This window comes from Gammaproteobacteria bacterium (assembly GCA_013817245.1).
GTDB lineage: Bacteria > Pseudomonadota > Gammaproteobacteria > HTCC5015 > HTCC5015 > JACDDA01.
Genome location: JACDDA010000002.1, coordinates 156,252 through 182,729 on the forward strand (window position 1 = coordinate 156,252; position 26,478 = coordinate 182,729).

Sequence of the window (26,478 nt, forward strand, 5' to 3'; positions counted from 1 at the left end):
CCCCCCCCCCCCATTTACTTTTCTAATAAAGACGCTTTAATACCTTCAGCTAAATTTCTATATCGCAATACCGGCGCAATTTCTTTTTCCAGTTTATTAATCCGCAAACGCCGCGCTTCGTTGATGAAGCTTAAACGCATGGCGGAAAATTGCTGTTGCGCTTCTGTTAGTGAAATAAACGACGGGATCGGTAAGCCTGCAAGTTTTGCGACGGCTAAATAATAATCGCTGTTACGAAGCGGTGTGCCGTCGCTGACGTTGTAAATGCCTTTGCCTTTGGTTAGCGCGGCGACACAAATACTGGCGAGATCATCGGCGTGAATTAAATTGGTATACGGTGCTTCGGCGGGATCAATAATCGCTTCGCCGCTTTGTAAGCGTTCAATGGGCAAACGTCCTGGTCCATAAATGCCAGGAACGCGTAAAATAACCGCAGCGCAGTTTTGTTGTTGCGCGAATGTTTGGATGTGTTGTTCTGCGTCAACTCGGCGTTTAGCGCGCTCAGTTTGTGGATTAACCAGCGTGGTTTCGTCTACCCAATTACCTTTGTGGTCACCATACACACCGCTAGTACTAATATAGATAATGCGATTAACGCTTTGTGTGTTGAGTGCGCGTAAGAAATTTTGCAGTCGTGTGTCGTGCATGCCCTGTTGTGCTGGCGGCGCGGTGTAAATAATCGACAGCGCATCGGTAAATGTTGGCAGTGTAATGGTTTGATCAAGATCCGCTAAAACAGGTTTTATATTTTGCTTAGTTAAATGGCTTGCTGCATTTGCGGAACGCACTAAGCCGTAGATTTGTTCAGAGTGTTGCGCGTGTAATAATTGTTGCGCGATACGTAAACCGATGTCGCCACAACCAATGATTAATACGCTCATAAAGTGCTGTTACGAAAATCTGCTAATGTGCGGCGATTATAATTGCGACGTTTAGAATCAGCGGTGAATAATTGTAAACCTTTGCGATAACATTCAAATGCGGAATCGGCTTCGCCTAAAGTTTCTAACAAATCGCCTAATTCTGCATACGCGTCAATACTGGCTTTGAGTTCGATGCTGCGTTCGTAATAAACACGTGCGCGCCCCCATTGTTGTAGGCGCGCACTAAAACGCGCGAGCGATAAATACAGCATGGGGCTGCGGCCTTGGTCTTTAAGCCATTGTTCAGTAGTTTCTAATTGTTTGTTGGTGTCTGCGTCAGGAATCAGCGCGTATAAACGCACTAAGTCTTCATCCCATTCTTTGTTTAAAAATTCACGCACAGGTCGTTCGGCTAATTGCGGATCGGGCGATGCTAATAAGCATTGCACATAGACCCGTAAAATTTCTACATCTTCACGATATTGTTTGGGCAGCGCTTCCCAATGTTGTTCTAGCGAAAGTGTGGCGGGTGATTTTGCTACAGAACGTAAAAGTTCAGCATAGGTTTGGCGTTCTAATAAAAGTAATTTTTCATCAGGAAGAATTTTTTGGCTACGCAGTGCGGGCAATATATCCGCCAGTTTGCGCCATTCGCCAAAATTGCTATAAGCACGGCTGATGAGTTTTAAAACATGCTGATGTTTAGGCGTGTGTTCACGTAAATGATTTAGAGTGGCAAGTGCTTGTTCATATTGACCGTGTTGCAATTGTAATTCAGCTTGCGTTAAACCAATGGCTAGATTTGCTTCGGGCGTGATCGTGCTGGCTTTTTGTAAATACATATCACGGCGGCTATCCGCGTTTTGTTGTTGGGCGGCGCGCGCGGCTAATAAATAATTTAACAAAGGAGTTTCGCTGCTTTGTACGTTACGCAATAACAACCGTTCGCTTGTGGCCCAATCGCCTTCGCTTAATGCAATCAAACCTTTCACCAAAAATCTGCGCGCTTTTTCAGTATGACGGCGGCGATTGTGACGGCGCCATTCGCGGGGTGCGCGCCATAATTTAAGACTTAAACGAATCAAAAAATAACTAATAAAAAACAAAGGCAGCGCAATAATCAAACTGCGATTAAGTGAATTTTCAAACGTCCATTTACCATTGGTGATAAATACCAAGCCAAAAGGTTGTTGCCATTGTCCTATCAGCCAAAGAAGGGCCAAAATTAACGCAAGCGTAATTAATAATAAACGACGGTTCATAGTGCGGCAGGCGATGGGTGAGTGATTTGACGAAGTTTTTGTAAAGATCCACTAATGTTAGGCGGCGCAGGGAAAGTGGATTTTGTTAACAAGGTATCAAGCTGAGTGATGAGTTGCGCGATAACGGCATTTTTTTGATCATAATGCGCGTTTAAAAGATTTAAGCAGGTTTGCAAATGCATCGTAAAATTTTCTTTATCTAATCGATACAATGCAAAACGTGCGCCGTCTAATTCTAAGCGCAATTGTTCTTTAAGATAAAAAACTTGTTGCAAGCTAAGCTTGTCAGGAAAAGCTGAGAATCGATGAAAGCCTAGTGCGTTTAATAAACGCTCAAACCAGTTGGGATTTTGATTGGCCGCGATGGGCGCGGTTACAAAAGAATAAGCATCAGGTGACAAGGTGTTAAGCAGTTGATTCGCCGCCAATAAATTGCTGCTAATTTCGTCGACGGCAGGATTTTGCATTTCATTTAAGGCATTAATTTCAGTAGCCAATATTTCTCTTACCGGTAGGAAGCGTGGATTTGCTAAAGAAGCTAAACGTTGATCGGCAATTTTTAAAGCTTCGCGTGCGCTGGGTGCGTCGTAGGCTAAATTCAAGCGGACTTGTGCTAGCCGTAATAGATATTCAACTTCGGTAATAATCCAACCGGTTTGATCGCGATTAATAAGTTCGCGCGTTTTTTCAAATGAATCTTCCAGTGTTTTTTGGCGCGTTTGCGCAGATGCTAATTCGTTCTGCAAACGAGTTTCGTTATCGCTAATGCGATGCTTGATGCCAATAATTGCCGGATGGTCGTCTAGATTGCGAATATTTTTACGCACTTCAGACAATGCGCGTTTATAGGTTTTTTGGCGTTCATAAAACCAAATGGCCGTCAGTATATAAAAAGTAAAACTGGATAATAAGATTATCCATAATAATCGCGAAGCAGGTTTTGACGGTGACGCAGCGCTAAACAGTGGAAATCTTTTGTTGCTGCGAGGTGTCGTATTCGATTCTTCAGTCATAACGTTATCAATTCTTTAAGTATAAATTCTTTAATATAATAGGGGAAAGTTTAGGCGTGGAAACCATTTTGTAAACAATTAATTATGGCTTCATCACTTGCCGTTTGCGCGATCCAAATGTCGCCGTTAAATCCTAGCGAACGAGCAACAGTATATAAACGCTCGCTGATGACGACTAAACGTGTTTGCCACACAGGCGGCGTATCTTTAATTGCCAAGGCATCTATTAAAGCATGCAAACTGGCTTCGCTAGTAATAATCAAAGCATCAATAGTATGTTGCGCAAGCGCATTACTAAGTTGCGTGATTAGCGCGATGGGTAAATCGGCAGCATCACGGCGGTAGACTTCTAGATAACTAACATGAGCGCCGCGCTGTTCTAGCGTTTCGCGTAATAATTCACGGCCGCCTTGACCCCGAACAATCAGTATTTGTTGATGCTGTACGTGCTGCAATAATTCATGCGCAAGTAATGCTTCGCTGTTATACGGCGCAGGCGGCGCAAATGTTAATGCGATACCTAATTCCTGCAAGCACTGCGCGGTAGCTGCGCCGACCGCAATAATACGCGGACGTTCTGTCGTTTGCAGATATTGCAACAAATGAGTTGCGGTCAACGTTACGGCATTACGACTAACAAATAATAACCAATCATGCGGTTTTAGTTTTTGCAAAGCCGCTTGTATGTGTGCCGCGTCAACCAGCGGCGTAATGTCCAAACTTGGAAATCGCCACACAACAGCGCCAGCTTTTTCTAATTGCGCACATAAATTATCCGCTTGATGCGCAGGACGAGTGACAACAATGTGTCGTCCGGCGAGTGTGCCGTTCAACGCATCTATCATCATGGTTACTCGTTGCTTAAACCAAGTTTGGCGAGAATTTTATCGCCACCGCGACGGAGCAAATCATCTGCTAAGGTGATACCTAACTGCACAGCATTTTGTTGCGGCCCGCGAATTTCGCCGTCAACTAAAGCACCGCCTGCAGGATCGCCAACTAAACCGCGTAACCATAAATTATCATTTTCCAATAAAGCAAAACCCGCAATCGGAACTTGGCAGCCACCGTGCATGCGTTTGTTTAAAGCGCGTTCGGCGGTAACGCAGATAAATGTTTTTGGATCATTTAACGGTGCGATTAAAGCCAAAATCGCGCTATCGTTGACGCGCGCTTCAATGCCTAAAGCGCCTTGGCCAATCGCAGGCAAACTAATTTCCGGTGGGAGCTCGGCGCGAATGCGCGCATGTAAACCTAAACGCTTTAAACCGGCGGTGGCAAGAATAATCGCATCGTAATGCCCGGCATCTAATTTACTTAAACGAGTGCCAACATTGCCGCGCAAACTATCCACGATTAAATGCGGAAACCGATTCCGAATTAACGCTTGGCGACGCAAACTAGATGAGCCAATTTTTGCACCCGCCGGTAAACTTTCTAATGAGTCATAGTGGTTCGAGACAAAACTATCCGTAGGCGCTTCGCGTGCCATGATGACTGGCAAACCTAAACCTTCAGGAAAATCCATCGGCACGTCTTTCATCGAATGCACCGCAATATCGGCACGACCTTCTAATAACCCTTGTTCGAGTTCTTTAACGAATAAGCCTTTGCCACCGATTTTACTTAAAGGCGAATCGAGAATGATGTCGCCTTGAGTTTGCATTTTAATGAGTTCAATTTCTAAACCAGGATGTAAGCGTTTTAATTCAGCTGAAACAAACTCAGCTTGCCACAAAGCCAATGGACTTTGACGGGTGGCGATTTTTAATATGTGCATAGTTTCTCGATTTCTTAACCGCGCAAAAATTTACGCACAGTGGGTAAATGACGACGACTAACATCCAAGCGATCATCGACAGAATTGAGTGTGATGCGATGTACGCCCGACGTATTTTTTTCTAAGCCATGAATTTCGCTAATGCCGACTAAGGCGTTGCGATGCACACGTAAAAAACGTTCGCCAAATTCTTGTTCAAGATTAACTAATGATTCTTCGATTAACGCTTCGCCTTGTTTATGACGAATCGTGACGTATTTATGTTCCGCTTGGAAATACACAATGTCATCAATTGGAATCAATTCCAAGTTGCCGCGCAGTCGTACACAGATATGCGTACGGATCGCATCGCCGCCGGCCGTGTCATGCACCCGTTCGATTTGTGCACGGGTATTACGTTTGGCAGTGGTTAAGGCTTCTTGTAAACGTTCAATGCGAACGGGTTTTAATAAATAATCTACCGCGTGAGCTTCGAACGCTTCTAAAGCATGATCACTATAAGCGGTGGTAAAAATAATGGCCGGAGGCGTTTCGTTGCGCATTAAATGACGGGCTGTTTCCAAGCCATCCATTTCAGGCATGCGAATATCGAGCAAAATAACATCAGGATGGCAGCGATTAAACTCGGCAATCGCTTCTACGCCATTGCTCGCTTCACCAACCACTTGGCATTCGGTTTCGCTCAGAATTAAACGCTTTAAACGTTCGCGCGCCGGACTTTCGTCATCAACAATTAAAACTCTCATTCAAGCTCCATCACTTTAGGAATCACTAAAAACACCCGGTATTCACCTTCGTCTTCTTCCATGCGCAGACTGGCTGCGTCACCGTAGGCCAGTTTAAGCCGTTGGCGAATATTGTCTACTGCCATGCGGTTACCACGGGCATGCGTTTGCGAGGGACGTTTTTCGCGAACCGGGTTTATCACCGATAAAATCAGGCTCTTGGTGGTGTCGTGGCCATTAATGACAACTTGGCCGCCGTCTCGCAAGGGCTCGATGCCATGGTAAACCGCATTTTCTACCAATGGCTGCAAAATTAATGCGGGCAAAGGGTATTCCAGTAAATAGTCGGGGATATTCCATTGAACGCTGAGCCTATCACCTAAGCGTAATTGTTCCATGCGCAAATAGCGTCGCACGATATCGATTTCTTCGGCTAAGGAAACCGCGCGTTGTTCGCTGAGGGTGGAGCGAAATAAATCCGCCAAATCTAAGACGGCGCTTTCCGCTGCATCGGGTTTGTCATGCACCAAACTGGCGATGGTATTCATACTATTGAATAAGAAATGTGGACGAATGCGTGCTTGCAAGGCAGCCACGCGTGCCTCGGTTTCGGCGCGTTGGTGCAAGTCTTGTTGGTGCCGAATATAAAAATAGCGCATGGCGACTGCCGTGATAATGGCGCTGATGCACAGGTTATGCAGCAATAAATGAAAGTGACGCACGCCGCTGGCAGCGCCTACATATTGCATGACCCACCAGCTTATTTCGGACAGGAGCAGCGTCACGCATTGCAATAAAATATAAACGAAGGCGGCTAATGACCAGCCGCGTAACATGTGCAAATACTGACGGGCTAAACACAATAAGCCCGCGTCGCATAATGCGACGCTTTGAATAAACATCGAGGCGTAGGCAAAATAAATGATCATGGTTTCCGCACTGCCGCCACGGCCTAAGGTCAGCACCATCGCTAATAATTCTGCAATTAAAACAACCAGTAAGACCCCACGATTACTACAAAAATTGGGGAGCAAATCCGCTGAAATGGTTTCATCAGTCATATGTTGTTGCAGCGTCCTTGAGCGATGCCGGCATTATACACGGACAATTCAAGCAAACGCCGAGGGGATGCTTTAGATAAGGGCATGACACTGATATATTGCGCAGCTTGTGTGGAGAGCTTTATGAGTGAGCAACAGAAAAAATTGTGGGGCGGTCGCTTTGCTGAAAGCACCGACGCCTTTGTCGAAGCCTTCACGGCGAGCGTGACATTTGATCAACGTTTATATCGTCAAGATATTGCAGGTTCTAAAGCGCATGCGCGCATGTTGGAAAAAATCGGCGTATTAACCACTGCAGAATGTACCGCGATTGTTGATGGCTTGGATGTGATTTTACAAGAAATTGAAAGCGGTCAATTTGAATGGCGCGTAGATTTAGAAGACGTGCATATGAATATCGAAGCGCGTTTAACCGATCGCATTGGCATTGCCGGTAAAAAATTACACACCGGTCGTTCGCGTAACGATCAAGTGGCAACCGATATTCGTTTATATCTGCGTGATGCGATTGACATAATTTTGCAGCAAATAAATCGTTTGCAACAAGGTTTGATTGGTTTGGCAGAACAACATGCCGACACGATTATGCCGGGCTTTACGCATTTGCAAACCGCGCAACCCGTTACTTTTGGCCATCATGTATTGGCGTGGTTTGAAATGTTAGTGCGCGATCAACAACGTTTAATTGATTGTCGTAAACGCGTGAATGTGTTGCCTTTAGGCGCCGCTGCATTAGCGGGCACTACTTATCCTATTGATCGCGCTTATGTTGCACAACAACTTGGCTTTGATAGCGTCACTGAAAATTCATTAGACGCGGTCAGTGATCGTGATTTTGCCATTGAATTTTGCGCGGCGGCAGCTTTATGTATGACGCATTTATCGCGTCAAGCAGAAGAACTAGTGAACTGGTCGTCGGCACAATTTAAATTTATTCGTTTGCCCGATCGTTTTTGTACTGGTTCATCCATCATGCCGCAAAAGAAAAATCCCGACGTGCCGGAATTGGTACGCGGCAAAGCGGGCCGTGCTAGTGGTAATTTAATGTCCTTATTAATGTTAATGAAAGCGCAGCCCTTGGCTTACAACAAAGACAATCAAGAAGACAAAGAACCACTGTTCGATTCAATTGACACCTTGCACGATAGCTTGCGCGCGTTTGCCGATATGATTCCGAACATACATGTAAACAAAGATGTTATGTATAGCGCCGCGGCACGTGGTTATGCTACGGCCACTGATTTAGCCGATTATTTAGTAAAGCGCGGCGTCGCGTTTCGTGATGCGCATGAAATTGTCGGTAAAGCGGTCGCGTGGTGCGAAGCGCAAAATAAAGATTTAAGCGATATGCCGATAACTGTTTTACAAACGTTTAGTAACGTCATTCAAGAGGATGTGTTTGCGGTCTTAACCTTAGAAGGCTCAGTGGCTGCGCGTGACCACATAGGTGGCACCGCACCCGCACAAGTGAAAGCAGCGATTGCACGCGCTAAACAACGCATTAAAGGATAATGGTTATGAGTACAAAAAAAACCAATCCAGCAAAAGTAAGAAAAGCAGCGGCAGATCCTAAACGTCCGGGTGAAGCGTGTTTAGCGCCTGCGGGCAAATGGGTGCCGGTCATTGATCGTGATCGTTGTGAAGGCAAAGCCGATTGCGAAGAAGTGTGTCCTTATAATGTATTTGAAGTCGGACAATTAACCGATACGGATTATCGTGCCTTGCCATTTGGTTTGCGCATTAAAGCACGACTGCATGGTAAAAAAACCGTGTACACGCCACACGCCGATGCGTGCCAAGCGTGTGGTTTATGTGTTGTCGCTTGTCCTGAGCGTGCTATAACATTAGTGGCTGTTGCTTAACGTTTTTTATTTTTTAATGGTTATTTGAGGGATTGCCTGTGCATCGCTTGCCTTTTAGTTTATTTCTTTTGCGCTTGTCGATATTTGTAGTGATGTTTATTTCCGTCGTTAATAAATTTATTAACCCGGGCGATACCGCAGCAGTGTGGGCACGTTATTACATGGTGAATAATTTAAATGAACTGATGGTGTATGTGATCGGCTTAGTCCAAGGTTTTTTTGTGTTGGCATTCCTGTTAGGCGTTAAAAAAGGTGTCAGCTATTTTGTAGTGTTGTTTATGCAAGTTGCTTTTGTGGCCGCAACGTACACGCAGTATCTGCACCCTTGGTCGGTAAACGGCCGTTGGTTTGATGCGTGGGTGGTGTTGATGGCTTGTCTTGCGTTGTATATCTTGCGTGATTCAGATACTTTCGCGTCTACTAATATCCGTTAATGTCATACTTGAGCAGGCGTTTTGCCAAGGACCACACAGAGGTTGTTTTAATATGAGTATTGCCCACCGACAACGCGTGATTATTTTGACAGACTCTTATCTTATTAAAGGTGAGATTGATTTAATCCCGGGCGCTCGTTTAACGGATTACATGTTAGACGCTAAAGGTTTTTTAGCAGTAACCGCGGCGCAGATCTGGGATTTAAATGGTGAGCAAATTATGCAAACACCTTTTATGGATGTTGCCCGCGATCAAATCCACATCATTTCGCCAGAAACTTAATATATCCAGCAATACCCAGCGACGTTACGCAATAGTAAATTATTGCCAATTCCCCAACGCCTCTTTAGCAGTGTCATTGGCTGGCCGCGCTAATAAACCGCTATAACTCATACGTAATTCATACACGGCTTTATCCGCCATCGGCACATACGTCGCGCTACCATACTGCGTATCAATCCACGGTAACCATTTACTAAAGCGTACTAACAACGGCGCGATTTCGATACCGCCTACTTCTCTTAGATCATAGACCGAACGGGTTTTGCTATTTTCATCCATCACATCACGATATCGACCACTTAATCGTTCGAGGCGATACAGCGGCGTCCAACCCAGTGCTGCGGTCAAGCGCGGGTCCCATTTAATAACACGCGCATCTATTTGCCATTCATCACCATAAACCACCCAATGTTTATCCGTTTCTGTTGCGTCTTTGCCAGTGAGAGGATCTACGGAATTTGCGGGTATAAATTTCAAAGCATAGGTTTGTGATTCGACGAATTCAGTTTCTAATGTGCCGATGACGGTTTCGCTAGTGAGATTTTTATAGGTATACAAATTAGCCGTCAGCGCCAATAAACCACCACCGACGCCCATAAAGGCAGCAGTGAGCAATAGATTAAGAAAAGAGTGACCGAAGCGGCGGTAATAAACACTGCGCAAGCATTGAAATAAGGTCAGGATGCTCATCAATATCAATAACACAGCGATGGCGAGGATATGATTAAACATGTGTTATTTTCCTGTTGAATTCCCTAGGCCTAAGCGCCCCGGTATACTGCCCGTTTTCCAACCCACACTCACGGTATACACATGAGCATTAATGGATATGGATGGATTTTATGGTGTGTGATTATGAGTAATCTCGCCGCGTGTGGCAATAAAGGTCCTTTATATTTACCGAAGGATGAAGCCGCGGTAATCACGCCTGGTCAAGCCACTGACGCAGTAGCAATTCCACCGATTAAATAAGTAGGCATAGGCACTATGGATTTCTTTAATTTTAAAAACGGCGCATTGCATGCGGAAAACGTTTCCTTGGAAACAATTGCTCAGCAACACGGCACGCCGTGTTACGTGTATTCGCGCGCCACATTAGAACGACATTGGCACGCCTTTGATGTGGCGTTTGGTAAAACGCCGCATTTAATTTGTTACGCCGTGAAAGCCAATTCGAATTTAGCCGTGTTGAATTTATTTGCGCGCTTAGGTTCGGGTTTCGACATCGTGTCTATTGGCGAATTAGAGCGCGTCTTAGCTGCAGGCGGCGTGCCTGAAAAAATAGTTTTTTCCGGTGTAGGCAAACAAGCGCATGAAATTCAGCGTGCTTTAGAGATTGGCATTAAATGTTTTAATGTCGAATCCGAAGCGGAGCTTGCGCAAATTCAGCTCATAGCTGCGCGGTTAAATAAACAAGCGCCGATTTCGATTCGTGTGAATCCGGATGTTGATGCGCAAACGCATCCGTATATTTCTACCGGTTTAAAAGAAAATAAATTCGGCATAGACATTAACGAAGCCGCACGTGTTTATCGTGATGCGCAAAAAATGCCGAATATTCGGATTGAAGGCGTGGATTGTCATATTGGTTCACAGCTCACGCGCATTGCACCGTATATGGATGCACTGGATCGTGTGTTGAGCTTGGTAGCAAATTTAAAAACAGCGGGCATTCATTTAACGCATTTAGATATTGGTGGTGGTTTAGGCATTCGTTATGACAATGAAACGCCGCCGTTGCCGCGCGAATTAATTGAAGCGGTGTTAGAAAAAGTGGCCGGTTTAGATATGCAAATTTTAATGGAACCCGGCCGCGCCATTGTCGGTAATGCGGGTGTGTTATTAACGCGCGTTGAATATTTAAAACACAATCAAGAAAAACATTTTGCCATTGTTGATGCGGCGATGAATGATTTAGTGAGACCAACACTGTATGACGCATGGCAAGACATTGTGCCGGTGCAATTAAATAGTGATAGCCCTGCGCATACGTATGATGTTGTGGGTCCTATTTGTGAAACCGGTGATTTTTTGGGTAAAGAACGTCTGTTGTCGATTAAAGCCGGCGATCTATTAGCGATTCGCTCGGCGGGCGCGTATGGTTTTGCGATGAGCTCTAACTACAATTCAAGACCCCGCGCCGCAGAAATTATGGTGGATGATGAAACCTTGCATGTTGTGCGCGCGCGCGAAACCATTGCTGAATTATTTGCGCATGAACATATATTGCCGGAGGCGTGATGTTACGTTTCGCTAAAATGCACGGTTTAGGGAATGACTTCGTCGTATTCGACGGCGTCACTCAAAACCTGCAACTGACGAGCGAACAATTACGTTTTATCGCCGATAGACGTTTTGGTATTGGTTGCGATCAAATTTTATTAGTCGAAAAAGCCGAACAAGCTGGCGCGGATTTTAAATATCGCATTTTTAATGCAGACGGCGGCGAAGTTGAACAATGCGGCAATGGCGTGCGTTGTTTTTATCGTTTTGTACGCGCTCAAGGTTTAACGAAAAAATCCGAAGTGATTGTCGACACGGAGAGCGGACGTTTAGTGCTCAGCGGAGAGCCTAATGGTTGGGTGAAAGTGAATATGGGCGTGCCGCGTTTAGAACCGCAAGAAATCCCTTTCCAAGCTGAAAAACGCGCAACCCGTTATGAATTAATGGTGGCCGATAAATTATTAACCATCGGCGCAGTGTCGATGGGCAATCCACATGCAGTGTCGCAAGTGGAAAATGTAAATAGCGCGCCGGTTAAAGAATTAGGTGCATTAATCGAACAACACGCGCGTTTTCCAAAACGTGTTAATGCGGGTTTTATGGAAGTCGTGGATGCTACGCATATACGCTTGCGGGTATTTGAGCGCGGTGTGGGTGAAACCTTAGCGTGTGGCACCGGTGCTTGCGCCGCCGTCGTGGTTGGACAGTTACAAGGTTTGCTGAAACCACAAGTAACCGTATCACTTCCTGGCGGAGACCTTATAATCAACTGGCAAGGTGAAGGTCATCCCGTGTGGATGACGGGCCCCGCCGAACATGTGTTCGATGGCAGCATTGACCTAAAGGCAACCTGATGAAAACGCACACAACTGAAAACGATAATGCGGTGCTTGCCGCTACGCAAATAGCCGAAAGTAATTTAAGCGCCGAACAAGTAGCCGAATATTTATTTAACCATCCTGATTATTTTGCGGAACATACGGATGTGTTAGCGAAATTAGTTTTACCGCACCCCGGCGCTGGCACCGCAGTTTCCTTAATGGAACGCCAAGCGGCCGTGTTGCGCACTAAAAACCAAGAATTAGAAGCCAAGTTATTAGAACTCGTGCATATCGCGCGTGATAACGAACGTTTGAGTAATCAATTACATAATTTAGCCAGTGAACTATTAGCAACCCAAAGTTTGAGTGACGTAATTGCGGTCGTGCAAGACAGCCTGCGTGATGCATTTAAAACCGATTTTATTAGTTTGCGTTTATTACCTGCGGTAACGGATGACACAGATTTGTTATTGTCCGCACACGCACAATCTATTTTGTTTTCAGAAGTATTGCGCAGCGGCAAACCTATTTGTGGACGCTTGAACGACGCGCAGATTAATTATTTATTTAGCGGTCATACAGATGAAGTGGCGTCTGCTGCTTTAGTACCTTTAAAAGCAGTGACTTTATTAGGCGTATTAGTGTTGGCTAGTCGTGATCCACAACGGTTTCATCCTGGCATGGGCCATTTGTTTTTATCGCATCTGGGTGATTTGATTAGCAGCGCAATAACAACGTATCAAAAATAACTCACTTAATATGGCGGACAATAGTCCAAGTGTTTTGCAGCAAGCCGTATTAAAATTTATCGACTATCTTCGTATTGAGCGACGTTACTCGCCGCACACCATCAGTAATTATCAGCGCGACCTTATTCATTTCACCGACTATATAAATCAATTGCCGCGCGCACAGTGGTGCGATATCACGCATCATGATGTGCGCAGTTACGCAGCGCGTTGTCATCGCCAAGGGTTAAATGGCAGCTCCATCGCGCGACATCTATCAACCGTGCGTGGTTTCTATAAATTTTTATTGCGCGAAGGTTTAGCAAAACACAACCCGGCCGTTGATATTCTTGCGCCGAAGTCCGCCAAAAAATTACCCAATGTTTTAGATGTCGATCAAATTCATCAGCTGCTCGATCACAAACCTGACAACGCCGCCGACATTCGCGATTGGGCAATGTTGGAATTAATGTATTCCGGTGGTTTGCGTTTAAGCGAATTAACCCAACTCGACATTCACGATATTGACTTAACTGCCGGAGAAGTACGCGTGCAAGGCAAAGGCTCTAAAGAGCGCGATGCCATTGTTGGCGCAAAAGCCGTTACCGCCATTAAATTATGGTTACAACAACGCCAACAATGGCAAACAGCCGACACCGGCGCTGCGCTGTTTATTAACCAACGCGGTAAACGCATCAGCGCGCGCGGCGTACAACAACGTTTTGATCAATGGGCGATAAAACACGGCTTAGATAGAAACCTACATCCGCACATGCTGCGCCATTCATTTGCAACGCACATGCTGGAATCATCGAGCAATTTACGCGCAGTGCAAGAATTACTCGGCCATGCCGATATCAGCACCACACAAATTTATACACATTTAGATTTTCAGCATCTTGCTAAAGTGTATGATGCAGCGCATCCACGTGCGAAAAAGAAAGATAGCTAACACAGTTGGCTATTTTTCTTAAATTGCTGTCTGAAGAAATTATAATTTACTTAGTTTGTTGACGTTTAAAATTAAGCGTTGTCGTTGGAGTCGCTTTGCCATTAACATAGTTCGTCCATTCTTGTACCAGCGTATTCGAGTCTTTTAATGTGAGTTTAAGCGCATGCATATGCATCTCATTTTTTGATTGCAAACCCATCTCATCGACTATTTCAAAACTTAAACTATTAGCGGTGGCTTGTTTAAGTTTCATGTACGGTTGATTACCCATCGAGCAATAATGCGTTAATGCCATGGAATTACCGCTTTGATGATACATGGTGGTCATTTCGTGTGAGGTATCGGGCGCTAAGGTTTCGATAACGGCCGTGCCGCCTGATGTGGGTTTATAAGTGACACGTGTTAGTTCTGCTTTATCACTTCCCATCTTGTTCAGTCCTTCCCAACTACCGGTCAAGCTTGTCATGAAATTTAATTCTTGTGATGCTGGAGGTGCGGCATGATGTTCTTTAGCAAATACAAACTGAGAGCCTATTAAAGCAGCGGAAATTAAGATAATTTTTATGTTCATATAAAATACTCCTTGGATTTAATTAAAGTGTTGCAATATAGTGATTGAGCTTGTCTAAACAGCCATGCCAACCAGCATTATGTTGTTCTGCGCTTTCAACAGTAATAAAGCGTTCATGAGTTAAAATAACATTCGTGCCATTATTGAGATCTTTAAATTCGATAGTGACTAATGTTTCAACACGATCTTCACTCTCCGAGCCCCAGGTAAAAACTAATTTTTCGTTAGGAATAATCTCTTTATAAACCCCCGACAATTTATGTAATTTCTTTTGAGATTCATCTTGTACATTCGTTAAACAACGACCATCCATATGCACCACATAATGTCCACCTACGCGTGGATCACATTCCGCATGCGCTACCGTCATCGCGCCCGGGGCAAACCAATTTTTGATATGCTCAACCGAAGTCCATGCGGCAAACACTTTTTCGCGTTTTGCTTGAATAAATTGCGTGACTTGAGTTTGGTACGTTTTTGTAGACATTAGGGATTATCCTGTTCTAAATAATTTTTCAATGAACGTAAATTGTGAGTCCAAAACTGCTGGTAATACGCCATCCATTCTTCCGCGCTTTGCAAAGCGTCCGGATTTAAGCTGATGTAATAAGTACAGCCTTGTTTTTCTCGGTGCAGCAAACCCGCGCGTTCCAACACTTTTAAATGTTTGGAAATCGCCGCCAACGACATTTTAAAAGGCCGCGCAACCTCACTGATGCTGCGTTTTTGTTGTGAAATCTCACGCAAAATAGCCCGGCGCGTGGGATCGGCCAGCGCCTGAAATACGAAATCTAAATTGTGCGGAGATAATTCAACCATATGGTTAACTTTAGGCGAGTCGGTTCTTGAAGTCAACCATTTGGTTGAATTGCTTAATGGAAGGGATTTAAAGGCATTTTGATCGTTAAGAGCTGATGCGTTGCCTTAATGCAACATCTGACTACCATGGATGGCATGAATGCAGATTTTGCAGAAGCAAAAATCTGCTGTCGTCATAAATGTATTTTCTATAAAAGCATTTTATTAGCCGGTTGCGCACCGGCGGGCGGTTACTTTCTTGTCGCGACAAGAAAGTAACCAAAGAAACGCTCCCCCATGTCTCGCTGCGCGTAAACAAACACGCGCAGTGCCCTCGTATTGCACGACTTGTAACGGGTCGTCCCGACGCGACGTCCTTGTCGCGGCGGGACTAAAACAAACCTCCTGTTTGTTTTTCCCGACAAGCCTTGCAACACTTGGCGAGCCATGAGGGGAATGTTCCTTTGTTTAAATTCACGAATGAATAAATATCTTGAGAAGTTAAAAATCTCTTTGTGCTCAAACGAAGGGATAATGCCCGTTATGGTGTGCCGAGTGGTGATTAAGGGGTAGCGACACATGAACAGGGATGTTCATGTGAGCCGATCGCAACAGGATGTTGCGTTGAGGCGGCGCGTCAGCCCTTAAACGCGACGAGGACATGCGTTAATGGAATTCAATTCCATTAACGCACACGGCATACGGGTAAGTATTTTTTGGTGACTTTTTGTTACAACAAAAAGTTACTCGCTGTAGTCGCGTAGCGACGAGCGAAACGCTTCTGCTTTTATAAGTAACGTAGCGTGGGTGAGCAACGCGATACCCACAGAAATAACTCAAACAATTAAAATGTAGCCCGGATGGAGCGAAGCCGGAATCCGGGAGTATTCTTTAATGCTTATTATTTATCCTCGGCTTACGCCGAATCAATTCGACTTTATACGGGCTACGTTACTTTAATTCCTAGGGTAGTCTGCATAACTATTGAGTAAATGCGGATTTTTTTCAAGATATTCTCGTGCCCAAGGTTCTAAGTTGAATGCAAAACCCTCAATTATATTGCCCATTACCGTTGGACAATAAGTAATATTTTTTGAGCGTAAGCCCGCCATAACACCATCTTCTAAACCAATGTATTGGGTATTTTTTTGATCTTTTATATACGGTATAAGGTAATTTTTTTCTTCTGGAGTTAGTGTATGTAGATTTTTCTGCATTTTTTTAAGGTTTTGATTTTGCTTAAATTGTTGCATTAAAAAATGCAAGCATCGTTCAGCACAAAAAAATAAAGCCGCAAGGAAAGCGAGACCCAAGAATTTTTTGTACTCATTTCTGATGTCGTCTATAGCAAGAATTTGTGCATATTCTTCGGATAAAAAAAGAATTAATCCAAGGACTGAAATAATTGCAATTAGAAATGCTACGGACATTTTTTTAAAATAGTTAAAAAATTTTGTTAAATTTCTATCATTGTTTTGAATTCTCTTAAAAGCTATGTCTTATTGTAGAGCTAATTAAAGAAGGTAGAATAAACCTGCCCCGTTGAAATGCCCACTTCGAAAGCGATATTAACATTTTCCTCAAAACACCCACTCCCTCGGTTTTAAATATTCATATAACTTCGCTTCTGCACTGCCCGCTTCTGGCGCCCAGTTATATTTCCATGTCACCAATGGTGGCAATGACATCAATATAGATTCGGTACGCCCGCCGCTTTGTAATCCAAATAAAGTGCCGCGATCATAGACGAGGTTGTATTCAACATAACGGCCGCGACGATACAGTTGGAAGTCGCGTTCGCGTTCGCTGTAAGGAATATTTTTACGTTTTTCTAAAATAGGAACATAAGCTTCGGTGTAGCTATTGCCGATGGCTTGCATGAATTTAAAGCAGGTATCAAAGTCCCATTCATTTAAGTCATCATAAAACAAGCCGCCGATGCCGCGAGTTTCTTGGCGATGTTTTAAATAAAAATAATCATCACACCATTTTTTAAAACGTGGATAAACATTATTGCCAAACGGTGCGCAAGCTTGTTGCGCGGTGTGATGCCAATGCACGCAGTCTTCTTCAAAAATATAATACGGTGTTAAGTCATAACCGCCGCCAAACCACCAGATGGGATCATGGCCATCTTTGTGTGCAATAAAAAATCGCACGTTAGCGTGCGAGGTGGGCGCGTAAGGATTTAATGGATGTATAACGAGTGATACGCCCATGGCTTCCCAATGGCGTCCCGCGAGTTCGGGTCGATGTGCTGTTGCGGATGCGGGCATGCTGTCACCCATGACGTGCGAAAAACCTACGCCGCCTTTTTCGATAATTGCGCCGTTACTAAGAATGCGCGTGCGCCCACCGCCACCTTCGGGACGTTGCCAGCTGTCTTCAATAAATTTTTCTTTGGCATCGACTTTTTCGAGAGATGTACAAATATGATCTTGTAGACCGAGTAAATATTTTTTTATGTCATCAATATTGATGTTCATGACGGATATCCGCAGCAAGCAAGTGGATGAAGAATAATCATTAGCGGAGTTGTTGCCCGGTCACCGCGTCGTGAATAGTGGTGACGTTGCCATTGCCGCCGGTTTCACCGATAACAATGCCGCTAAGTTGTTGTGGAAATTGAGCGATGACTTCCGTTGCATTACGTGCTGGTGGTGCATCGCTAATGTTGGCGCTGGTAGAAATAATTGCGCCGCCAAATGCATTGCATAATTCACGCACGACGGGATGTGCACTAATACGCACCGCGAGTTTGGTGTGTTCACCGGTTAACCAAGCAGGTGCATCACTACGACACGGCACTAACCACGTGTGTGGGCCTGGCCAGCTCGCGACTGTGTGCGGATAATCTAACCATACTTCAGGTGCAACAAATTCGTTTAGTTGCTGAGTGTGTGCTGCGACGAGTATGAGACCTTTGTGCATCGGCCGTTTTTTTAATGCTAATAAATGCAGCGCGGCGGTTTCATTATTCGGATCACAACCTAAACCAAATACGGCTTCAGTCGGATACGCGATAACACCGCCGCGACGTAAGCATAAAACGGCTTCCGCAATATTTAACACCGCTTACTCGATCTCAGTGATATCAGCCGGTGCTTCTGCTAAATGTTCAGCGGGTTCACTAAAGCCACATTCTTCTTGTGGGCAGACGCGTTCAGTGCCGTTACGCTTGGTCGTCTTAATCGTCGTGATTGGCCAATGACAACTAGGACATGGATCGGCAATGGGTTTGTTCCAAGTAGCATACGTACAGCTTGGATAATCAGAACACGAAAAAAATGTTTTGCCGCGACGTGAACGACGCTCTAATAAATTATGCTTTTTGCAAACAGGACACACCACACCGGTGTCGGCAGGTTTATTTAACGGTTCGATGTGTTTGCATTTTGGATAATTACTACAGCCAATAAATTTGCCATATTTACCGCTGCGAATTAATAAATCAGAGGTGCATTCAGGGCATTTACGATCGGGAATAATTTCTGGTTCGCTGCTGCTGTCGTCTAAGTTGCGCGTGTAATCGCATTCGGGATACGCCGTGCAGCCGATGAATTTGCCGCGCCTGCCGAGTTTGATTTCTAAGAAGCTATTACACTTCGGGCAATGTTCCTCAATTTGTTCGGCGGTTACATCTTTGCGCGAAACATCCGTTTCGGTGCTATCCACTAATAGTTTGAACGGTGACCAAAAATCTCTTAAGACCGGCACCCACTCTTTTTCACCGCGTGCGATGGAGTCGAGTTCGTCTTCGAGCTGTGCGGTGAAATCATAATCGACGTATTGCGTGAAGTATTGAGTTAAAAATTTATTAACCACTTCGCCTACATCAGTCGGTGTAAAACGTTTTTTGTCGAGTTCAACATATTCGCGTGCTTGCAAGGTTTGAATAATGCTCGCATACGTTGAAGGTCGGCCAATACCAAATTCTTCCAATGATTTTACCAAAGTCGCTTCGGTGTAACGCGGTGGCGGTTCGGTGAAATGTTGGTCGGCACGAATATCTAATAATGAAACTTTTTCACCTTCTTTTAAATCAGGTAATAATTTTTCATCCTCATCTTCATTATTGTTATCGTCTTTGCCTTCTTGATAGACATTCATAAAACCGGCGTGGCGAATAGTAGAACCACTGGCGCGAAAACTATTGCCCGGCGATGCTTCTAAATCAATGCCCACGGTATCTAAAGTAGCGTGCATCATTTGACAAGCCAGCGTACGTTGCCAAATAAGATTGTAAAGTTTGAATTGATCAAGCGATAAAAAAGATTTTATTTCTTCAGGAACATGGCGAATCGATGTAGGACGTATCGCTTCATGCGCTTCTTGTGCGTTTTTTGATTTGTTTTTAAACACGCGAATTTCGTCTGGCAAATTATCTTTGCCATAACGTTCGGTAATAAATGCGCGAATATCATCTAAGGCTTCTTGCGCTAAGGTGACCGAGTCCGTACGCATGTAGCTGATTAAGCCAATCGATTCGCCATTAATTTCTACGCCTTCATACAACTGTTGCGCGACGCGCATCGTGCGCGAAGCAGTAAAGCCTAATTTACGCACGGCTTCTTGTTGCAGTGTTGATGTTGTAAATGGGGCAGAAGGATTACGTTTGCGTTGTTTTCGTTCGATTTGCGTAATCGTTAACGTGCCGTTAGCGAGTTTCAATAATTTATCGCGGACTTGATTAGCGGTTTTGTCATTGTTAACGGTAAATTGTTTAACTTTGTCATTTTCGAGCAAGTTGAGTTTGGCGCTGAAATTTTGTTTGGCTTTATTTAAATCCGCTTCGATGCTCCAATATTCTTGTGGATCAAAACGACGAATTTCATTTTCACGTTCACAAATCAAACGTAAAGCAGGACTTTGAACGCGACCCGCCGATAAACCACGACGAATTTTTTTCCATAACAAGGGCGATAAATTAAAGCCTACTAAATAATCTAACGCGCGCCGTGCTTGTTGCGCGTTAATTAAATCCATTGAAAGTGCGCGTGGATTCGCAATCGCGACATTAACGGCTTTTTTGGTGATTTCATGAAACACCACGCGAAACACTTCTTTGTCTTTAAGGAGTTTTTCCTTATCCAGTAATTCTTTTAGATGCCATGAGATCGCTTCACCTTCGCGGTCAGGGTCAGTTGCCAGAAAAAGCGTATCGGCTTTTTTAATAGCTTTTTTAATGGCCGCAACATGTTTGTCATTTTTTTCAATGATTTGGTATTTCATGGAAAAATCATGCGCCACGTCAACCGCGCCTTCTTTCGGCACTAAATCGCGCACATGTCCGTAAGAGGCCAGGACTTCAAAGTCCTTGCCGAGGTATTTTTTGATGGTCCGCGACTTGGCCGGGGACTCTACGATCACAAGGTTTTTTGCCATAACAATCTCTGACTATATAAGGAGGGCTTGCCGCCCCTTTTTTATTAATTGCACAAAAAGTAGGGTTTAGGCAAATCTAGTTGTGAAATTTAGGCTAAACGGCTGAAACGACCACCCGGCAAGGTTTCGACTAAACCTTGTAATTCGAGAATCAGAAGCACCGAAGATAGCTCTTGAGTGTTTAACGAGCTGCGCGCTAACAGGCTATCAAAGTCGATCGGATCAAAGCCTAAGTTATCTAAAACTTGTTGATGATCCGCTGGTAATGCGGAGGTGGAATGATTGTCTGTGGCTGGCTTGGTTGCCGGTTGCAGATAACTTTTTATATGCGGCGCGAGTTCTTCCAAAATCTGTTGGCTGGTTTCAATTAATTTAGCGCCTTGCCGAATTAAGTGATGACAACCTTTGGCGGTGGGATTGTGAATGGAACCTGGAATCGCAAAAACTTCGCGACCTTGTTCCATCGCATGATGCGCGGTGATCAGTGAACCGCTTTGAGCAGCGGCTTCTACCACTAAGGTGCCTAAACTCAAACCACTGATGATGCGATTACGTTGCGGGAAGTGATACGGTTTTGGTGCAGTACCTAATGGCATTTCGGTCACGAGTGCGCCGCGTTGAATGATGCGTGCCGCGAGTGCTTGATGTTGTTTGGGATAAATTAAATCAATGCCAGTAGCCATCACCGCAATCGTTGGCGCTGATGCAGCTAGCGCGCCTTCATGTGCCGCGCCGTCAATGCCGGCAGCTAAACCACTGGTGATGATTAAACCGCGTTGACTGAGATCGCGTGCAAAGGCAGTGGCGGTTTCTAAACCGCCGCGTGAAGCATGGCGACTGCCGACCATGGCTAGCTGTGGTTCGTTTAATAAATTTGCATCGCCCTGCACGTAGAGTAAACACGGAGGCGTAGAAATGCTGCGCAGTCTTTCGGGATAACGTACATCATCCCAACAGATTAAATGCTGTTGCGCGCCTTGTGCCCAAGCCAGCGTGGCATCTACCGCGGCGGAGTTGGGTTGTTTGATGGAATCAATGCAATCGTCGCTTAAGCGATAGTGTTGCAGGCGGGATCGAGGCGCTGCCAGAATAGCGTGGGCGCTACCCAATTCAGCTAATAAGGCTTGCACGGTCGCCGGACCTAAGCCCGGCGCTAAGTGCAAAATGATCCAATCCGATAAGTTAGGATTGTTGGGCAAGTGGGCGTCCATGCCAGGATCGTTCGCGTTTAATTACTTGAGTTTATCGCCACCCACGGGCGCAGGATTACGGACAAAATCATTCAAGCGTACCGGCCGTGATGATTGCATCACCAATGCGTAACTCACTCTTTCAAAGGCTTTAAATACCATCAACAAACCCGCGCGCGCATCGGGCATGCGAACTTTTTCGCCTACGTAATGGTCTTGCATGGATTTGCCTGCATGATCAATCGCTAACACCGTACCCGGTTCCATGCCATCACGTACTCCAAGGTCAATGACGACAACTTGGTTTTGGCCGGTCTGTGTCAACGCATCCATCAACGCAATAATGTGGCCTTCAATAAAAGCTTTCGGCGCTTTAGGCACAAAGTTGTAAGACACTTGGCCTTCATCTGGCGGCAAGATGCGATCACCGTTCAAGGTTTCGCGCACACTGCGAACCACTTCTAATGTGGCAGGATCACCGACCTTCTTTAAATCAGCTTCACTGACCAACACAGCTTCATAACCTAATACTTCACGACTATTCGCGCGTTTGAGTTTGCGACCCGGGCGATAAATCTTGAAGCGTGTTTGTTCATTTTTGACGTCAAGACCGCGCACATAAAGGGTGTGCCCCATGCCGTTGACTAAATGCTCATCCAAACTGCTGACCACATACGGCGCTTTTTCCAGTTGTTTTTTAGTGACCACTAAAGTGTCGATTAAAAACGGTTGAATAGCCCCGATGGGAATAGTGGGAATCGCGCTTTCTAAACTTTGCGCGTGCGCGCGAGGATTTAATTTAACGGTCTTGATACCTTGTGGTGCATCCGGTGTCATCGTGCGCGTGACGATACCTTGTGGCACGTCGGCTTGCGGTACGGTAGTGCCATCACGCGCTAAGCGCAGTTGCGGTTGGCCATCGACATAGACCAGCTGAATAACATCGCCGGGATAAATTAAATGAGGGTTTTGGATGTTGTTATTGAAGTACCAAATTTCTGGCCAGCGCCACGCATCTTTTAAGAACATCGTCGCAATCGCCCACAATGTATCACCGCGTTTTACCGTGTAACGATCAGGCACGTTTTCGCGTAGCGCGATGCGGGAAGTCGTTGATGGTTGCGTAGCCGCTACGGGAGCCTTAGTAGCAGGCGGCGTATTTTCTGCGCTTGTTTCTAAAGCAGTGGCTTCTACGCCGGTATTGTCAGTGGGATCGGCAGTGGGAATAGCGTCCGTATTGGCGCCCGCATTAAAGTCAGGTGCGCTGGTCTCGTTCGCAGTTTGTCCAAAATCAATTGGCGCTTGGTTATTTGTTTGTCGCACATGGCCGTCTGAACAGGCCGTGAGAAAACTTGCTACAATTAACGCCGAGAGGCCGGTTAATATACGCTCTACCATTATGTTCAACCTCGCCTTAAACCCACGTAAGAAAATGTAATTGGAGCGACAAGTGAGTTGCTCCCGGTGTGTCCGGCTTTGAGCGTATAGCGGCTCAATGGCAAGACATAATTCATGTAGGATCATAGTGTTACGAAAAGTATTTGTAAAACCACACGAAATAATATTGTAAAACCGATGGCGATACTAGAGATTTTGCATTTCCCGGATGAACGTTTGCGTAAAACCTGCGTTCCGGTGACCCAAATTGACGCTGATTTACAGCGCGTCATCGACGATATGTTCGCAACCATGTATGCGGCGCCCGGCATTGGCTTGGCGGCTATTCAAGTGAATGTGCATAAACGCTTTATGGTCATTGATGTTTCTGAAGATAAAAATACACCCTTGGTTTTCATTAATCCCGTCATTGTTAGTAAAGACGGCATGGAAGAAATGGATGAAGGCTGTTTATCGGTGCCCGGTTTTTATGAAAGCGTGCAGCGCGCCGAGCGCATTAAAGTTCAAGCTCAAAACCGTCACGGTGAAAATTTCGTAATCGATGCGGATGGTTTATTAGCCGTGTGTATTCAACATGAAATCGATCATCTCGATGGTAAATTATTTGTTGATTATATTTCGTCGCTCAAGCGCAATCGGATTCGCAAAAAGTTAGAAAAACAAAAACGTCAGGGTCAATTAGATCAACCCTCCGACACTAAAAATAGCAACGTCTTATAAAGTCCCACATGCGCATCGTGTTTGCGGGCACTCCCGCGTTTGCGGTACCCACTTTAGAAATTTTATTGCAGCTGCCGCGCGCCCAAGCAGAAGTGGTTGCGGTTTATACGCAACCTGATCGTCCTGCTGGTCGTGGTCGTCATGCACAAGCGAGTCCCGTTAAAAGCTGCGCGATCGCGCACGACATTCCTGTTTATCAACCACTGCATTTAAAAAGTCCTGAAGCGCAGCATGAGTTAGCGGCTTTGCAAGCAGATTTAATGATTGTGGTTGCGTATGGTTTGCTGTTGCCGCCCGCCGTCTTAGCGATGCCGCGTTTAGGTTGTATGAATTTGCATGCATCATTGTTACCGCGTTGGCGCGGTGCTGCGCCCATTCAATACGCGATTTTGCAGGGCGACACACGCACGGGTATTACGCTGATGCAAATGGATAAAGGTTTAGATACCGGCGCAATGTTAGCAACAACAATCATAAACATTGGTGCACACGAACTCGCGAGTGAATTGCATGATCGTTTAGCCGTCAGCGCTGCACATTTATTGCACGAACAATTTAACGCACTCGTGAAGGGTCAATTGTCTGCACAAACACAAGACGACACTCACGCAAGTTACGCGCACAAAATTCAAAAAAACGATGCGTGGTTAGATTGGCAACAATCCGCCAACACCTTGGCGAATAAAGTACGCGCCTTTAATGCGTGGCCTGTTGCACAAACTTTGTGGGCGCACAAAGATAAAGATGAAACTTTGCGCATTTGGCAAGCGCAGGCTATTGCGGGCGATTATTCTGCGTATGTTAAAGGCAGCGTAATTAAAACGGATCAACAAGGTATTTGGGTTGCAACCGCCGATGGCGCACTAGTCATTACGCAATTGCAACGCGCAGGCGGCAAACCGTTATTGGCGCAAGATTTTGTAAATGCTTTTCCACTCAACAACACCGTGTTTCATTCTGCTATTTAATATGTCGCAAATTCCTCCCGATAAATCAGCTAAAGCTACTAAAACCGGCAAAACGCAAGCGCGTTTATTGGCGTTGCAAGTGTTGCAACAAGTGTTGGCCGATGGCGCTTCATTAACCGATGTTTTGCAGCGGCTACAAAGTAAAACCGATGGCGTTAATTTGGCGATGGTGCAAGCGTGGTGTTTTGGCGTGTTGCGCGATTATTGGCGTTTAGATTTAGTGTTAGAAAAATTACTCACCAAACCTTTGCGCGAACGTGATGACGATGTGTATTTATTGTTGTTGCTAGGTTTGCATCAATTACGCGCGGCGCGTGCTGCCGAGCATGTGATTGTGAATGAAACCGTCGCCGTAACAGAGAGCTTAAAAAAACCCTGGGCAAAAGGTTTGGTTAATGCAGTGTTACGTAATTACTTGCGACAGCACGAAAGTTTACACGCAGAATTGTTGAGCAATCCTTTGTATCAAAGCGCATGGCCTGCATGGTTAGTGGAGCGCGTACAACAAGATTGGCCAACACAGGCGCAAACGGTGTTTGATGTTTGGCGCATTCAAGCGCCCATGACCTTGCGCGTAAATACGCGTTTGCTCAGCGTTGCGGATTATCAAATGCAATTAGCGCAAGCAAACATTAGCGCACAGCAACATCCGCATGTTGCAAGCGCATTAGTGCTTGCGCAGCCGATTGATGTAGAACAGTTGCCCGGTTTTCAACAAGGTTTTGTTTCGGTGCAAGACGCAGCGGCGCAACATGCGGCGGTGTTATTAAATCCGCAAGCCGGTGATCGCGTGTTAGATGCTTGCGCAGCACCGGGTGGTAAAACTTTGCATTTGTTAGATCAACAAGCTGAGCTAGCAGAATTGTGGGCGTTAGATATTGATGCGCAGCGCTTGCAACGCGTCCAAACTAATTTAGCGCGTTATGGCGAACATGCTGCCAAAATTCATTTGCGCGCCGCAGACGTCAATCAAATTAGCAGTTGGTGGGATGGACAATTATTTGATCGAATTTTATTAGACGTACCGTGTTCCGGCACCGGCGTGATTCGCCGTCATCCCGACATCGCGCACTTACGTCGCGCTAGCGACATTCAAGATTTACAACTGCGCCAACAAACTTTGTTGCGCGCCTTGTGGCCGTTATTAAAAGTGGGCGGAAGTTTGTTATATGTGACCTGTTCGATTCTTAAAGCCGAAAACGAAAATCAAATCGCCGATTTTTTACAACAAGAAAGCAGCGCAAGTTTAATTCCGTTTGAATTAAGCAATGGCTTAGCGCGCCCACAAGGATGGCAGCTATTACCGAGTCAAGGTGACGCAGGTGAAATGGATGGTTTTTATTATGCGTTGTTGTGCAAGAAAAATTAAAAGATCTCTATCTATAATATTTAGTATGGGACGTTATTGAATAACGTTAGAAATGCGGCAGGCTTGGCTTAT

General features: G+C 45.2%; 29 protein-coding genes. 12 read left to right on the forward strand and 17 right to left on the reverse strand.

Annotated elements, in window-relative coordinates:
- Nucleotides 1-14: 14 nt before the first annotated feature.
- The 7 genes from H0W44_03555 to H0W44_03585 are packed head-to-tail and all read right to left on the reverse strand — an operon-like array spanning nucleotide 15 to nucleotide 6,704.
- Entirely contained in the window at nucleotides 15-881 is an 867-nt protein-coding gene (locus tag H0W44_03555) for an SDR family oxidoreductase (protein ID MBA3581510.1), read from the reverse strand.
- Nucleotides 878-2,125 carry a tetratricopeptide repeat protein gene (locus H0W44_03560; GenBank protein ID MBA3581511.1) on the reverse strand — a complete coding sequence of 416 codons (1,248 nt, stop codon included), beginning with the start codon at nucleotides 2,123-2,125 and terminating at the stop codon, nucleotides 878-880. The genes H0W44_03555 and H0W44_03560 overlap by 4 nt, the downstream gene beginning before the upstream one ends.
- Nucleotides 2,122-3,138 (reverse strand): uroporphyrinogen-III C-methyltransferase, encoded by a 1,017-nt coding sequence (locus H0W44_03565; protein ID MBA3581512.1) that lies wholly within the window; start codon nucleotides 3,136-3,138, stop codon nucleotides 2,122-2,124. The genes H0W44_03560 and H0W44_03565 overlap by 4 nt, the downstream gene beginning before the upstream one ends.
- A 50-nt stretch (nucleotides 3,139-3,188) precedes the next feature.
- Nucleotides 3,189-3,986: a uroporphyrinogen-III synthase gene (locus H0W44_03570; protein MBA3581513.1), complete on the reverse strand. Its 798-nt coding sequence runs from the start codon at nucleotides 3,984-3,986 to the stop codon at nucleotides 3,189-3,191.
- Nucleotides 3,987-3,988: 2 nt separating this feature from the next.
- Nucleotides 3,989-4,918: a hydroxymethylbilane synthase gene (hemC, locus tag H0W44_03575; protein ID MBA3581514.1), complete on the reverse strand. Its 930-nt coding sequence runs from the start codon at nucleotides 4,916-4,918 to the stop codon at nucleotides 3,989-3,991.
- A 14-nt stretch (nucleotides 4,919-4,932) separates the two neighbouring features.
- A complete protein-coding gene (locus H0W44_03580; GenBank protein MBA3581515.1) occupies nucleotides 4,933-5,664 on the reverse strand; it encodes a response regulator transcription factor in 732 nt (243 codons plus the stop codon).
- The gene (locus H0W44_03585; GenBank protein ID MBA3581516.1) at nucleotides 5,661-6,704 is read right to left on the reverse strand and encodes a histidine kinase; all 1,044 of its coding nucleotides are present in this window, start codon (nucleotides 6,702-6,704) and stop codon (nucleotides 5,661-5,663) included. The genes H0W44_03580 and H0W44_03585 overlap by 4 nt, the downstream gene beginning before the upstream one ends.
- Before the next feature lie 123 nt (nucleotides 6,705-6,827).
- On the opposite strand from H0W44_03585, the gene argH reads away from it, so the two are divergent.
- From argH to H0W44_03605, 4 genes are read left to right on the forward strand one after another with little or no spacing between them, the layout of a single operon-like run.
- Nucleotides 6,828-8,216: an argininosuccinate lyase gene (gene argH / locus H0W44_03590; protein MBA3581517.1), complete on the forward strand. Its 1,389-nt coding sequence runs from the start codon at nucleotides 6,828-6,830 to the stop codon at nucleotides 8,214-8,216.
- Between the two features lie 5 nt (nucleotides 8,217-8,221).
- Nucleotides 8,222-8,566 (forward strand): ferredoxin family protein, encoded by a 345-nt coding sequence (locus H0W44_03595; GenBank protein ID MBA3581518.1) that lies wholly within the window; start codon nucleotides 8,222-8,224, stop codon nucleotides 8,564-8,566.
- Between the two features lie 32 nt (nucleotides 8,567-8,598).
- Entirely contained in the window at nucleotides 8,599-9,000 is a 402-nt protein-coding gene (locus H0W44_03600; protein ID MBA3581519.1) for a hypothetical protein, read from the forward strand.
- 52 nt (nucleotides 9,001-9,052) lie between these two features.
- Nucleotides 9,053-9,283, forward strand: coding sequence for a hypothetical protein (locus H0W44_03605; GenBank protein MBA3581520.1), 231 nt, complete (start codon nucleotides 9,053-9,055; stop codon nucleotides 9,281-9,283).
- Between the two features lie 39 nt (nucleotides 9,284-9,322).
- Here H0W44_03605 and H0W44_03610 read toward each other — a convergent pair whose 3' ends face one another.
- Nucleotides 9,323-10,015 (reverse strand): hypothetical protein, encoded by a 693-nt coding sequence (locus tag H0W44_03610; protein MBA3581521.1) that lies wholly within the window; start codon nucleotides 10,013-10,015, stop codon nucleotides 9,323-9,325.
- An 81-nt stretch (nucleotides 10,016-10,096) separates the two neighbouring features.
- Here H0W44_03610 and H0W44_03615 point away from each other — a divergent pair, with 81 nt between their 5' ends.
- From H0W44_03615 to xerC, 5 genes are read left to right on the forward strand one after another with little or no spacing between them, the layout of a single operon-like run.
- Nucleotides 10,097-10,255 (forward strand): lipoprotein, encoded by a 159-nt coding sequence (locus H0W44_03615; protein MBA3581522.1) that lies wholly within the window; start codon nucleotides 10,097-10,099, stop codon nucleotides 10,253-10,255.
- Between the two features lie 15 nt (nucleotides 10,256-10,270).
- Nucleotides 10,271-11,524: a diaminopimelate decarboxylase gene (lysA, locus tag H0W44_03620; protein MBA3581523.1), complete on the forward strand. Its 1,254-nt coding sequence runs from the start codon at nucleotides 10,271-10,273 to the stop codon at nucleotides 11,522-11,524.
- Nucleotides 11,524-12,360: a diaminopimelate epimerase gene (gene dapF / locus H0W44_03625; GenBank protein MBA3581524.1), complete on the forward strand. Its 837-nt coding sequence runs from the start codon at nucleotides 11,524-11,526 to the stop codon at nucleotides 12,358-12,360. Before lysA ends, dapF begins: the two co-directional genes overlap by 1 nt.
- On the forward strand, nucleotides 12,360-13,076 hold the full coding sequence (locus H0W44_03630) for a DUF484 family protein (protein MBA3581525.1): 717 nt from the start codon (nucleotides 12,360-12,362) through the stop codon (nucleotides 13,074-13,076). The genes dapF and H0W44_03630 overlap by 1 nt, the downstream gene beginning before the upstream one ends.
- Nucleotides 13,077-13,086: 10 nt before the next feature.
- Nucleotides 13,087-14,007, forward strand: a complete 921-nt coding sequence (gene xerC, locus H0W44_03635) for a tyrosine recombinase XerC (protein MBA3581526.1) — start codon at nucleotides 13,087-13,089, stop codon at nucleotides 14,005-14,007.
- Between the two features lie 46 nt (nucleotides 14,008-14,053).
- Here the strand turns inward: xerC and H0W44_03640 are convergent, their stop codons facing one another.
- The 9 genes from H0W44_03640 to H0W44_03680 all read right to left on the reverse strand — a co-directional run bounded on the left by H0W44_03640 (nucleotide 14,054) and on the right by H0W44_03680 (nucleotide 23,349).
- The gene (locus H0W44_03640) at nucleotides 14,054-14,578 is read right to left on the reverse strand and encodes a hypothetical protein (GenBank protein ID MBA3581527.1); all 525 of its coding nucleotides are present in this window, start codon (nucleotides 14,576-14,578) and stop codon (nucleotides 14,054-14,056) included.
- A 22-nt stretch (nucleotides 14,579-14,600) separates the two neighbouring features.
- A complete protein-coding gene (locus H0W44_03645; protein ID MBA3581528.1) occupies nucleotides 14,601-15,065 on the reverse strand; it encodes an SRPBCC domain-containing protein in 465 nt (154 codons plus the stop codon).
- Entirely contained in the window at nucleotides 15,065-15,397 is a 333-nt protein-coding gene (locus H0W44_03650) for a winged helix-turn-helix transcriptional regulator (GenBank protein MBA3581529.1), read from the reverse strand. The genes H0W44_03645 and H0W44_03650 overlap by 1 nt, the downstream gene beginning before the upstream one ends.
- Nucleotides 15,398-16,332: 935 nt before the next feature.
- Nucleotides 16,333-16,806, reverse strand: coding sequence for a super-infection exclusion protein B (locus tag H0W44_03655; protein ID MBA3581530.1), 474 nt, complete (start codon nucleotides 16,804-16,806; stop codon nucleotides 16,333-16,335).
- 150 nt (nucleotides 16,807-16,956) lie between these two features.
- Entirely contained in the window at nucleotides 16,957-17,862 is a 906-nt protein-coding gene (gene hemF / locus H0W44_03660) for an oxygen-dependent coproporphyrinogen oxidase (protein ID MBA3581531.1), read from the reverse strand.
- A 40-nt stretch (nucleotides 17,863-17,902) separates the two neighbouring features.
- Nucleotides 17,903-18,448: a Sua5/YciO/YrdC/YwlC family protein gene (locus H0W44_03665; GenBank protein ID MBA3581532.1), complete on the reverse strand. Its 546-nt coding sequence runs from the start codon at nucleotides 18,446-18,448 to the stop codon at nucleotides 17,903-17,905.
- A 3-nt stretch (nucleotides 18,449-18,451) separates the two neighbouring features.
- Nucleotides 18,452-20,761 carry a type I DNA topoisomerase gene (topA, locus tag H0W44_03670; protein ID MBA3581533.1) on the reverse strand — a complete coding sequence of 770 codons (2,310 nt, stop codon included), beginning with the start codon at nucleotides 20,759-20,761 and terminating at the stop codon, nucleotides 18,452-18,454.
- A gap of 89 nt (nucleotides 20,762-20,850) precedes the next feature.
- Entirely contained in the window at nucleotides 20,851-21,972 is a 1,122-nt protein-coding gene (gene dprA / locus H0W44_03675; GenBank protein MBA3581534.1) for a DNA-protecting protein DprA, read from the reverse strand.
- 21 nt (nucleotides 21,973-21,993) lie between these two features.
- Nucleotides 21,994-23,349, reverse strand: a complete 1,356-nt coding sequence (locus tag H0W44_03680) for a LysM peptidoglycan-binding domain-containing protein (GenBank protein MBA3581535.1) — start codon at nucleotides 23,347-23,349, stop codon at nucleotides 21,994-21,996.
- A 177-nt stretch (nucleotides 23,350-23,526) separates the two neighbouring features.
- Between H0W44_03680 and H0W44_03685 the strand changes: the two genes are divergently transcribed.
- The 3 genes from H0W44_03685 to rsmB are packed head-to-tail and all read left to right on the forward strand — an operon-like array spanning nucleotide 23,527 to nucleotide 26,406.
- On the forward strand, nucleotides 23,527-24,069 hold the full coding sequence (locus H0W44_03685) for a peptide deformylase (protein MBA3581536.1): 543 nt from the start codon (nucleotides 23,527-23,529) through the stop codon (nucleotides 24,067-24,069).
- Nucleotides 24,070-24,077: 8 nt separating this feature from the next.
- On the forward strand, nucleotides 24,078-25,037 hold the full coding sequence (locus H0W44_03690) for a methionyl-tRNA formyltransferase (protein MBA3581537.1): 960 nt from the start codon (nucleotides 24,078-24,080) through the stop codon (nucleotides 25,035-25,037).
- Between the two features lies 1 nt (nucleotide 25,038).
- Complete coding sequence (gene rsmB, locus H0W44_03695; protein ID MBA3581538.1) at nucleotides 25,039-26,406, forward strand: 16S rRNA (cytosine(967)-C(5))-methyltransferase RsmB; 1,368 nt, start codon at nucleotides 25,039-25,041, stop codon at nucleotides 26,404-26,406.
- Nucleotides 26,407-26,478: the final 72 nt, after the last annotated feature.

What these genes read in the sequence shown, in the direction of transcription:
- H0W44_03555 (MBA3581510.1), bottom strand. Translation starts at nt 881, where the DNA reads ATGAGCGTATTAATCATTGGTTGTGGCGACATCGGTTTACGTATCGCG.
- H0W44_03560 (MBA3581511.1), bottom strand. Translation starts at nt 2,125, where the DNA reads ATGAACCGTCGTTTATTATTAATTACGCTTGCGTTAATTTTGGCCCTT.
- H0W44_03565 (MBA3581512.1), bottom strand. Translation starts at nt 3,138, where the DNA reads ATGACTGAAGAATCGAATACGACACCTCGCAGCAACAAAAGATTTCCA.
- H0W44_03570 (MBA3581513.1), bottom strand. Translation starts at nt 3,986, where the DNA reads ATGATGATAGATGCGTTGAACGGCACACTCGCCGGACGACACATTGTT.
- hemC (MBA3581514.1), bottom strand. Translation starts at nt 4,918, where the DNA reads ATGCACATATTAAAAATCGCCACCCGTCAAAGTCCATTGGCTTTGTGG.
- H0W44_03580 (MBA3581515.1), bottom strand. Translation starts at nt 5,664, where the DNA reads ATGAGAGTTTTAATTGTTGATGACGAAAGTCCGGCGCGCGAACGTTTA.
- H0W44_03585 (MBA3581516.1), bottom strand. Translation starts at nt 6,704, where the DNA reads ATGACTGATGAAACCATTTCAGCGGATTTGCTCCCCAATTTTTGTAGT.
- argH (MBA3581517.1), top strand. Translation starts at nt 6,828, where the DNA reads ATGAGTGAGCAACAGAAAAAATTGTGGGGCGGTCGCTTTGCTGAAAGC.
- H0W44_03595 (MBA3581518.1), top strand. Translation starts at nt 8,222, where the DNA reads ATGAGTACAAAAAAAACCAATCCAGCAAAAGTAAGAAAAGCAGCGGCA.
- H0W44_03605 (MBA3581520.1), top strand. Translation starts at nt 9,053, where the DNA reads ATGAGTATTGCCCACCGACAACGCGTGATTATTTTGACAGACTCTTAT.
- H0W44_03610 (MBA3581521.1), bottom strand. Translation starts at nt 10,015, where the DNA reads ATGTTTAATCATATCCTCGCCATCGCTGTGTTATTGATATTGATGAGC.
- H0W44_03615 (MBA3581522.1), top strand. Translation starts at nt 10,097, where the DNA reads ATGAGCATTAATGGATATGGATGGATTTTATGGTGTGTGATTATGAGT.
- lysA (MBA3581523.1), top strand. Translation starts at nt 10,271, where the DNA reads ATGGATTTCTTTAATTTTAAAAACGGCGCATTGCATGCGGAAAACGTT.
- dapF (MBA3581524.1), top strand. Translation starts at nt 11,524, where the DNA reads ATGTTACGTTTCGCTAAAATGCACGGTTTAGGGAATGACTTCGTCGTA.
- H0W44_03630 (MBA3581525.1), top strand. Translation starts at nt 12,360, where the DNA reads ATGAAAACGCACACAACTGAAAACGATAATGCGGTGCTTGCCGCTACG.
- xerC (MBA3581526.1), top strand. Translation starts at nt 13,087, where the DNA reads ATGGCGGACAATAGTCCAAGTGTTTTGCAGCAAGCCGTATTAAAATTT.
- H0W44_03640 (MBA3581527.1), bottom strand. Translation starts at nt 14,578, where the DNA reads ATGAACATAAAAATTATCTTAATTTCCGCTGCTTTAATAGGCTCTCAG.
- H0W44_03645 (MBA3581528.1), bottom strand. Translation starts at nt 15,065, where the DNA reads ATGTCTACAAAAACGTACCAAACTCAAGTCACGCAATTTATTCAAGCA.
- H0W44_03650 (MBA3581529.1), bottom strand. Translation starts at nt 15,397, where the DNA reads ATGGTTGAATTATCTCCGCACAATTTAGATTTCGTATTTCAGGCGCTG.
- H0W44_03655 (MBA3581530.1), bottom strand. Translation starts at nt 16,806, where the DNA reads ATGTCCGTAGCATTTCTAATTGCAATTATTTCAGTCCTTGGATTAATT.
- hemF (MBA3581531.1), bottom strand. Translation starts at nt 17,862, where the DNA reads ATGAACATCAATATTGATGACATAAAAAAATATTTACTCGGTCTACAA.
- topA (MBA3581533.1), bottom strand. Translation starts at nt 20,761, where the DNA reads ATGGCAAAAAACCTTGTGATCGTAGAGTCCCCGGCCAAGTCGCGGACC.
- dprA (MBA3581534.1), bottom strand. Translation starts at nt 21,972, where the DNA reads ATGGACGCCCACTTGCCCAACAATCCTAACTTATCGGATTGGATCATT.
- H0W44_03680 (MBA3581535.1), bottom strand. Translation starts at nt 23,349, where the DNA reads ATGGTAGAGCGTATATTAACCGGCCTCTCGGCGTTAATTGTAGCAAGT.
- H0W44_03685 (MBA3581536.1), top strand. Translation starts at nt 23,527, where the DNA reads ATGGCGATACTAGAGATTTTGCATTTCCCGGATGAACGTTTGCGTAAA.
- H0W44_03690 (MBA3581537.1), top strand. Translation starts at nt 24,078, where the DNA reads ATGCGCATCGTGTTTGCGGGCACTCCCGCGTTTGCGGTACCCACTTTA.
- rsmB (MBA3581538.1), top strand. Translation starts at nt 25,039, where the DNA reads ATGTCGCAAATTCCTCCCGATAAATCAGCTAAAGCTACTAAAACCGGC.